The organism is Amycolatopsis echigonensis (genome assembly GCF_014174495.1).
Classification (GTDB): Bacteria; Actinomycetota; Actinomycetes; order Mycobacteriales; family Pseudonocardiaceae; genus Amycolatopsis; species Amycolatopsis echigonensis.
The window spans coordinates 1-8,260 of record NZ_JACJHR010000164.1 but is presented as its reverse complement, the minus strand read 5'-3'; the positions used below and the strand labels follow the sequence as shown (position 1 = coordinate 8,260).

Genomic DNA, 8,260 nt, shown 5'->3' with positions numbered 1-8,260 from the left:
AGTCACGCTCGTAACGTTCATCACGGAATGCAAGGACCGGTTCGGAGTCGAGCCGATCTGTACCACGCTGACCGAGTTCGGTGTGAAGATCGCTCCGTCCACTTACTATGCGGCTTTGACGCGCCCGAAGTCGGCGCGGGAGGTGCGTGATGAGGAATTGAAGAAGGAAATCCAGCGCGTGTATGACGAGAATTACCAGGTTTACGGCGCCCGGAAGATTTGGCGGGAATTGCGGCGTGAAGGCGTCGCGGTGGGGCGGTGCCGGGTGGAGCGGCTCATGCGGAACATGGGCCTGGCCGGCGCTGTTCGTGGGAAGACGGTCCGTACCACCGTGTCCGACAAGGACGGTGTCCGAGCCCTGGACCTGGTGAAACGCCAGTTCACGGCGGGCGCGCCGAATCGGTTGTGGGTGGCGGACTTCACCTACGTGTCCACCTGGGCGGGCACTGTGTATACCGCGTTCGGGATTGACGTGTTCTCCCGAAAAATCGTCGGGTGGACGTGCAGCATGTCCAAGGAAACAGACCTAGTCCTCGACGCCATCGACGCCATCGAAATTGGCTTGCGGGACAGATCGTACCAGTGGAAGGAAGGTGAGGACAAGCTGGTTCATCATTCTGACGCGGGCAGTCAGCTTGAGATCAATCGGTCGTCGCAACACCGGCTTGCTGGAGCGACAATAGCTGATCGTTGAGGGCTTCGGCAGGCGTCTTCCAGCCAAGTGCCTTGCGGGGCCTGCTATTGAGAGCGGCAGCAACGGCGTCGAGTTCGTCACGGCTCCAGCGGGACAGATCGGTGCCCTTGGGAAAGTACTGGCGCAGCAAGCCGTTCGTGTTCTCGTTGGTGCCGCGTTGCCAGGGACTGTGCGGGTCGGCGAAGTAGACCTTGATGCCGGTATCGATGCGCAGCCGGGCGTGCTGGGCCATCTCCTTTCCGCGATCCCACGTCAACGACCGCCGCAGCGGTTCGGGCAGCGTGGCGATGGCCGAGGCGATCGCGTCCCGGACGGCCTCGGCGCCGCGGCCGGCGAGAGCGGGACCGTTGTGCACTCGCGGTTCGACGCCGTGACCGTCCATGCGAGGCAGGTGAAGCAGCATCGTGAACCTGGTGCTCCGGTCGACCAGCGTGCCGATCGCGGAGCTGCCCACGCCGATGATCAGTCGGGTAGCGGGGACGCATTACTGCGTCCCCGCCCCCTCAGAACCGTGCAAGCAGCTGTTCACCGCACACGGCTCAAGCAAGCCCCAAGGGCTCGGGGTCAGGAGAAGGCGCGGGATTTGTCGGCCTGACGGCTCCAATCCGTCGCCGACAAAGGGTGTGAAGGAGACGGAGCCTGTGATCGTCCGGCGAGTCATCGTCTGTGAAGGCGATGTACTGCTTGGAGATCGCCTTCCTGATGACGGCCCGCCACGTTTCCCATTCGTGGGGGCTTCGTGGCGGGTGATCGGCGTGCAACAGAAGTCCTCCGCAGGTCGGGCAACTGAGGTTCCGACTTGTATGTGGCTACCGGTTGGACAGGTTGGATGATCACTGGCCGTAGTCTGCCGGAGGTGTCGGGTTGGGCTCGCTCGTGAGGTTCCTGCCGCCCGGATGGGTTGGCTCGCCGGGGGTGTGTGGCCTGGCTCGGCACCGGCTGCGGTCTGACTCAACAGAGGTGTGAGCGTCACAGGCTGAAAGTCGGAATGTCGACCGCGGCTTCCCGTATCTCGCATGGAGGAGCGCGGTTGATGGTCGTCATCGGGGTTGATCCGCATAAGTCCAGCCACACGGCGTCGGCGTTGGATCCGCAGACCCACCGTCCACTGGAGACGGTTCGGATCGACGCGGCGTTACCGGAGTACCGCCGGTTGCTGGCGTGGGCGAAGCAGTTCTCCGAGCGCCGGTGGGCGGTGGAGAACGCGCGAGGGCTCGGGCGGCACCTGGCGCAATGGTTGATCGCACGTGGCGAGACAGTGGTGGACGTGCCGCCGACGGCCACCGCCAGGGTCCGGGAGCTTTCCCGAGGCGGGCGCCGCAAAAACGATGCTCTGGATGCCGCGGCAGCGGCCAGCGTGGCCGCCCTGCAAGGCGATGCCCTGCCGGTGACTGCCGAGGGCGCCTCGACAGTGCTGGGGCTGTTGGACGAGCGTCGCCTCAACCTGACCCAGCAGCGCACGCGCACGGTCAACCAGTTACACGCCCTGCTGCGTGACTTGCTTCCCGGCGGCGTGCCCACCGACCTCACCGCCGACCAGGCCGCCGCCGCTCTGACCCGAAGCCGACCGCAATCGTCAGTTGAACGAGCCCGCAAGGACCTCGCCCGGGAGCTGATCACCGACATCCGCGCGCTGGATCGCCGGCTGAAAGCGAACAAACAACGCATGGAAGAGGCGATCAAGGACTCCAATAGCCGCCTGACCGACATCGCCGGCGTGGGGCCGGTCGTGGCAGCCCGGCTGCTGGGACGCACCAGCCTGGCATCTCGATTCCCGACAGCCGCAGCTTTCGCGGTCTACACCGGTGTCGCACCCATCGAGATCGCCAGCGCCGACAAGGCCCGGCACCGACTCTCACGCCAGGGCGATCGCCAACTGAACAACGCCCTGCACACCATCGCCCTCACACAGGTGCGCATGCACGGCAGCCGGGGACGCCTCTACTACGACCGCAAGATCGCCGAAGGCAAGACCCACAACGAAGCCATGCGCTGCCTCAAACGCCGACTCGCCGACCACGTCTGGCGCACCATGATCGGCGACGAACAACGCCACGCTCCGTCAACACCACCACCACTTCACGCAGCCGCTTGACAAACACAGAGGAACCCCCGGGGAGTGGACACCGAGTTAGCAGGACGACCGTCCTGCTGGAAGGATGTCCATCATGCCTCCTCGCAAACGCCGGTCCTGCACGGCCGAGTACAAGGTCGAGGCTGCGCATCGTGTGATCGATTCCGACCGCACGATCGCCGACGTCGCCCGCGAACTGGGAATCGACCCAGGGATGTTGAGCACCTGGGTCAAAGACGAGCGGCGCAGGATCGCCGCCGCCGAGGTCCACGGGGAGAAACCCCTGGAGCCGGCCGAGCGGGCCGAGCTGGCGCGGCTGCGACGGCAGGTCGGCGAGTTGGAGAAGGACAACGCGTTCCTGGTAAAAGGTGTGCCACGAACACGAGACGCTGCGTGAAGTAGGTCAGGTAGCAGATCGTGGTGCTGTGCGGATGATGAAGGGGTTGTGGCCCTTCGGAGTCGCCCGTCGGGTGGGAGGCTCCAAACCACCTCATGCTGCGTTGGCTGACGACCGTCGTGGTGAGCGATGAGGAAAAGGTGCCCCGTTGGAGGGCGTCAGGCGGGGATCAGGAAGACGAACGTGAGTGAATCGCTGACGACGTGTCGAAATGGAAACAGATGACATCGAAACCGGGGCGTCTTTTTGGCACCGGGATAAGTCTGGCGGGGGTCCCGATTTCTGGCCAGGCGGTGTCCGGCATGGAGGCGACGTGAGCCTGATCTGCGGCGTTCGCACGGAACGTGGGAAGGCATGCCCTGATACTGCTGCTTCGGCAGCGAGAGGGAGTGCGCCAAGCAGCAAGAACTGTAAGGCGTTGAGTACCGATGCGGGGCGTGCTGGCGGACCGGCTCGTAGTAGTGGTGAAGCGCCTGTAATGGGTGTGGAGCGAAGGGGCCGGACCATTCGGGTCGCTGATGCGGTCAACCGGCAGCAGCCGGGAGGAGCCGCGTGAGTCGATCAGGGCCGTTGATGAAGCCGTTCGAAATTTCGAAATGGGCTGTGGCAAAAGCGTTTGGCAGGGTCAAGGTGAGTTTCCCCCCGTTTGGCGGACACCTGCGGTGTGGGGTCAGTGATCTTGGTCTGACCGGGTGTGCAAGGCGTCAAAGGTGACGGGGCTGTGCATCCCGATGGCGGAGTGTCTCCGTTTCGGGTTGTACCAGCATTCTATCCATTCGAATATCGCGTTGGCAAGCTGGTCGCGGGTTTCCCATTGTTTCTGGTCGAGGAGTTCGAGTTGGAGGGTTCCCCAGAACGATTCCATCATCGCGTTGTCGTAGCAGTCGCCGACGGTGCCCATGGAGGCGAGCAGTCCGGCGGCGCGGAGTCGCTGTCCGAATGCCCAGGAGGTGTATTGGGAGCCGTGGTCGGAATGCAGGATCGTCGCATTGTGGTCGGGTTTGCGTCGGATGATGGCCATGCCGAGCGCGTCGGTGACGAGTTCGGTGCGCATGTGGCCGGCGATGGACCAGCCGATGATCAGCCGGGAATGGGCGTCCATGACCGCGGCGCAGTACAGTTTCCCTTCGGCAGTGGGGTGCTCGGTGATGTCGGTGATCCACAGCCGGTCCGGCTCGGTGACGGCGAAGTGGCGGTTGACCAGGTCCGGGGCGGGTTCGGCGGCCGGGTCGCGAATGGTGGTCCGGGCTCGTTTCCGCCGGTAGAGGCCCTGGATGCCGGCCTCGCGCATGAGCCGTTCGACGCGTTTGCGGTTCACCGGCAGGCCCAAGCCCAGCGTCAATTCGGCGTGGACTCGCGGTGATCCGTAGGTTTGTCGGGAATCGGCATGGATCTGCTCGACGTGTTTCAGCAGCAGCTCGTTGTCCCGGTCTCGCTCGGATATCGGCCGATCGCGCCAGTCGTAATACCCGGAACGGGACACGTTCAGGACCCGGCAGGCCACCGCGACGTCGATTCCGTCGGCGGCGAGTTCGTGGACCAGCGGGAACGTTACTTTGGGAGGATGTTCTCGCGCGCGAAGTAGGCGGCGGCCCGTTTCAGGATCTCGTTTTCCAGTTCGAGTTGCCGGTTTTTGCGGCGCAGCTCGGCCAGTTCCTTCTTTTCCGAGCTGGAGAGCCGGGTGGCCGAACCGTTTTCGTCGGTGTCGGCCTGGGCCATCCAGTTGCGCAGGCAGGACTGGCTGATGCCCAGATCTTTCGCCAGTGCGGCGACGGGTTTGTCGCCCAGCCGGGCCAGCTCGACGGCACGCTGACGGAACTCAGGCAGGTGTGGTGCAGGCACGAGAACATCCTCCCTGGTGACCGGCGGTCACCTCAGGTGAGGTGTCCGGACAACCGGGGGAAGCTCAAGGCCAACAAGGGTGCCGCCGGGGTCGACAGTGTGTCGATCGAGGAATTCGAAGCCGACTTGCGGAACAATCTCTACAAGGTCTGGAATCGGATGTCCTCGGGGACGTACTTTCCGCCGCCCGTGCGGGCGGTGGAGATCCCGAAAACCGGTGGCGGAGTTCGTGTTCTGGGTGTTCCGACGGTTGCGGACAGGGTTGCGCAGACGGTGGTGGCCATGGAGATCGAGAAGCGGGTGGAGCCGATGTTCCATCCCGACTCGTACGGTTATCGGCCGAAACGCTCGGCGCTGCACGCGGTCGCGGCGTGCCGGCGGCGGTGTTTGAGAGCCGAGTGGGTGCTCGACTTGGACATCTCGAAGTTCTTCGACACCGTGGATCACGAACTGATGATGAAGGCGGTCCGGGCCAACACCGACTCAGCTTGGGTGGTGTTGTATGTGCAGCGGTGGCTGTCCGCGCCGCTGCAACGTTCGGATGGGACGCTGGAACGACGGGACCGGGGAACCCCTCAAGGGTCTGTGGTATCCCCGATTTTGGCGAACCTATTCATGCACTACGCCTTCGACGCGTGGATGGCTCGGAAGTTCCCGGGCGTCGCGTACGAGCGGTATGTGGACGACGCCGTTGTGCACTGTGTCAGCGAGAAGCAAGCGCTGATGCTGCGCGACGCCATCACCAAGCGCCTGACCAAGGTCGGGCTGACGCTGCACCCGGACAAGACGAAAGTCGTGTACTGCCAGAACTGGAACCGGCGGACCGGCTCGTATGAGCACACGTCGTTCACGTTTCTGGGGTACGAGTTCCGGGCGCGGACCGCGCGGGACAAAAACGGTCAGTTGTTCGGGTCGTTCCTGCCTGCGATCAGCAAAGAGGCCGAGAAGCGGATCAACCGCGAAGTGCGCGGTTGGCGGCTGCATCGGCATACCGACTGGACTCTGGGCCAGATCGCGCGATGGATCAACCCGATCGTGCGGGGCTGGTTGCAGTACTGATGGTGCTCTCCGAATAGGGCCAGTCCTGCTCTCTGAAATTCCCCAGTTGGGGTGTCCTGTTGGCGCGTCGTTTGCGCTGGTCAGTGGCCTCCGGGTGACGGTTTCGGTGTTGATCACCGTGACCGTGGCCGGAGGCGTGGATGCTCACTCTGGAGGAAGACGTGGAGGCGCAGGCGCTGCGTGCTCAAGGCTGGTCGGTCTCGGCGATCGCGCGACATCTCGGGCGTGACCGCAAGACCATCCGCCGCTACCTGTCCGGCGAGGTGGTGCCGGGCAAGCGCCGGTCGGCGCGGCCGGACCCGTTCGAGCCGTTCGTGGCCTACTGCCGCGCCCGACTGGCCGACGACCCGCACCTGTGGGCGGCGACGCTGCTGGACGAGGTCACCGAGCTCGGCTACGAGGGCGGCTACTCGACGTTCACCAGGGCGCTGCGCCGCTATCAGCTGCGCCCGCACTGCGAGCCTTGCCAGGTTTCCCGCGGCCGAGACGTCGCGATCATCACCCACCCGCCGGGCGAGGAAACCCAGTGGGACTGGCTCGAACTGCCGGACCCACCCGCGAGCTGGGGCGCCGGGAAGCAGGCACATCTGCTGGTCGGGGCGCTGGCGCACTCGAGCAAGTGGCGCGGCATCCTGGCCGATGCCGAGGACTTCCCACACCTGGTCGAGGCCCTCGACGCGGTGGTCCGGCGCCTGGGCGGGGTGACCCAGGTCTGGCGCTTCGACCGGATGGCCACGGTCTGCCACCCCGCCTCCGGCCGAATCACGGCTGCGTTCGCGCAGGTCGCGAAGCACTACGGGGTCCGATCGGTGACGTGTCCGCCGCGGCGCGGGAACCGCAAGGGCGTGGTCGAGAAGGCCAACCACTCGGCCGCGCAGCGCTGGTGGCGCACCCTTGGCGACGACGTCACGATCGCCGAGGCCCAGGCCAGGCTGGACCGGCTCGCGGCCAAGCTTGACAGCCGCCGCCGGGTCCTCGACGGCGAGCGCACCACCGTCGCCGGCCTGGCCGCTGCCGAGCGGCTGCATGCCCCGCCGTTGGTCGCGTTCCCGGCCGAGTTCGACCTGCCCCGGACCGTCACACCGCAGGCGCTGGTCGCCTTCCGCGGCAACTCCTACTCCGTCCCACCCGGGCTGGGCGGCGCGCAGGTTCAGGTCCGCCACCGGCTCGGCGCAGACATGCTGCGGATCGTCACCGAGGGCGGCGCGACGGTCGCGGTCCACCACCGCGCCCCAGACGGGGCCGGGCGGGTCGTGCGCGATGACGGGCACGTGATCGCGCTCGAACACGCCGCGATGGGCGCGTTCAGCACCGATCGGCTCTGCACCCACAAGACGCGCCGGCCGCCGTCGGCGGCGGCGTCGGCCGAAGCAGCACGACTGCGCGGCCTGCCCGCGACGGGGCCCGCGGCTCACGTCGTGATCGACCTGGCCACCTACGCCGCCACCGCGGCGAAGCTGGCCAGCGCACCCACCCATGAGACCTATGAGTCCGAGGAGGACTGATCACTTGTCCGGAAACCGTTCAGGGCCACAGATGAGCGAGGCCCGCCGCTATCAGCAACTCCGTTCGCACTTCTCCTATCTGAAGCTCGACAACGCCGCCGAAGCCCTGCCCCGAATCCTCGACCAAGCTCGCGCGGAGAACCTGTCGATGACCGCGGCGCTGGAGCGGCTGCTGGAGATCGAGGTCAACGCCACCGAAGAACGCCGCCTGGCCGGCCGGTTGCGGTTCGCCTGCCTCCCGGATCCCTGGACCCTGGCGGACTTCGACTTCGCCGCCCAGCCTGGGGTCGACGAGAAACTCATCCGCGACCTGGCGACGTTGCGGTTCCTCGACGACGCCTCAAACGTGTTGTTCGTCGGGCCGCCCGGGGTCGGCAAGACGATGCTCGCCACCGCGCTCGCGCGCGGGACGGCCGAAGCCGGCAACCGGGTCTACTTCACCACCGCGGCCGACCTCGCCGCTCGCTGTCACAAGGCCGCGGTCGAAGGGCGCTGGCAGACCTGCATGCGGTTCTTCGCCGGACCGAAACTGCTCGTGATCGACGAGCTCGGCTATCTCCCGTTGCCCGGAGACGGGGCCTCGGCGTTGTTTCAGGTGATCAACCAGCGTTACCTCAAGTCGTCCACGATCTTGACGACGAACGTCGGCATTGCTGACTGGGCAACGGCTTTCGGGGACGCGACCGTCG

Annotated in this window: 8 protein-coding genes and 1 pseudogene; 6 read left to right on the top strand and 3 right to left on the bottom strand. The window is 65.8% G+C overall.

The window, feature by feature from the left end; translation table 11 throughout:
* Positions 1–694: IS3 family transposase (locus H5411_RS45290; protein ID WP_183127887.1), on the top strand; the 694-nt coding region annotated here is incomplete at its 5' end.
* Here the strand turns inward: H5411_RS45290 and H5411_RS45285 are convergent.
* A pseudogene (locus H5411_RS45285) lies at positions 642–1,160 on the bottom strand (IS30 family transposase); the annotation flags it as partial. The gene H5411_RS45290 and the pseudogene H5411_RS45285 sit on opposite strands and share 53 nt — an antisense overlap.
* Before the next feature lie 567 nt (positions 1,161–1,727).
* Here H5411_RS45285 and H5411_RS45280 point away from each other — a divergent pair.
* Together H5411_RS45280 and H5411_RS45275 are read left to right on the top strand one after the other, a co-directional pair.
* On the top strand, positions 1,728–2,789 hold the full coding sequence (locus H5411_RS45280; protein ID WP_101435776.1) for an IS110 family RNA-guided transposase: 1,062 nt from the start codon (positions 1,728–1,730) through the stop codon (positions 2,787–2,789).
* 73 nt (positions 2,790–2,862) lie between these two features.
* On the top strand, positions 2,863–3,165 hold the full coding sequence (locus tag H5411_RS45275; protein ID WP_183127886.1) for a transposase: 303 nt from the start codon (positions 2,863–2,865) through the stop codon (positions 3,163–3,165).
* Between the two features lie 670 nt (positions 3,166–3,835).
* Here H5411_RS45275 and H5411_RS45270 read toward each other — a convergent pair.
* Positions 3,836–4,708 carry an IS3 family transposase gene (locus tag H5411_RS45270; protein ID WP_244194938.1) on the bottom strand — a complete coding sequence of 291 codons (873 nt, stop codon included), beginning with the start codon at positions 4,706–4,708 and terminating at the stop codon, positions 3,836–3,838.
* Between the two features lie 8 nt (positions 4,709–4,716).
* Complete coding sequence (locus H5411_RS45265; RefSeq protein WP_101440879.1) at positions 4,717–5,007, bottom strand: transposase; 291 nt, start codon at positions 5,005–5,007, stop codon at positions 4,717–4,719.
* Here H5411_RS45265 and ltrA point away from each other — a divergent pair.
* From ltrA to istB, 3 genes are all read left to right on the top strand, one after another.
* Positions 4,993–6,066 (top strand): group II intron reverse transcriptase/maturase, encoded by a 1,074-nt coding sequence (gene ltrA / locus H5411_RS45260; protein WP_312878758.1) that lies wholly within the window; start codon positions 4,993–4,995, stop codon positions 6,064–6,066. The two genes, H5411_RS45265 and ltrA, sit on opposite strands and share 15 nt — an antisense overlap.
* Positions 6,067–6,206: 140 nt before the next feature.
* Positions 6,207–7,571 carry an IS21 family transposase gene (gene istA / locus H5411_RS45255; protein ID WP_183127884.1) on the top strand — a complete coding sequence of 455 codons (1,365 nt, stop codon included), beginning with the start codon at positions 6,207–6,209 and terminating at the stop codon, positions 7,569–7,571.
* 31 nt (positions 7,572–7,602) lie between these two features.
* Positions 7,603–8,260 (top strand): IS21-like element helper ATPase IstB (gene istB / locus H5411_RS45250; protein WP_183127883.1); only part of this gene is annotated, 658 nt, incomplete at its 3' end.

Coding starts and splice junctions, on each gene's coding strand:
- H5411_RS45280 (WP_101435776.1), top strand. CDS start 1,728: ATGGTCGTCATCGGGGTTGATCCGCATAAGTCCAGCCACACGGCGTCG.
- H5411_RS45275 (WP_183127886.1), top strand. CDS start 2,863: ATGCCTCCTCGCAAACGCCGGTCCTGCACGGCCGAGTACAAGGTCGAG.
- istA (WP_183127884.1), top strand. CDS start 6,207: ATGCTCACTCTGGAGGAAGACGTGGAGGCGCAGGCGCTGCGTGCTCAA.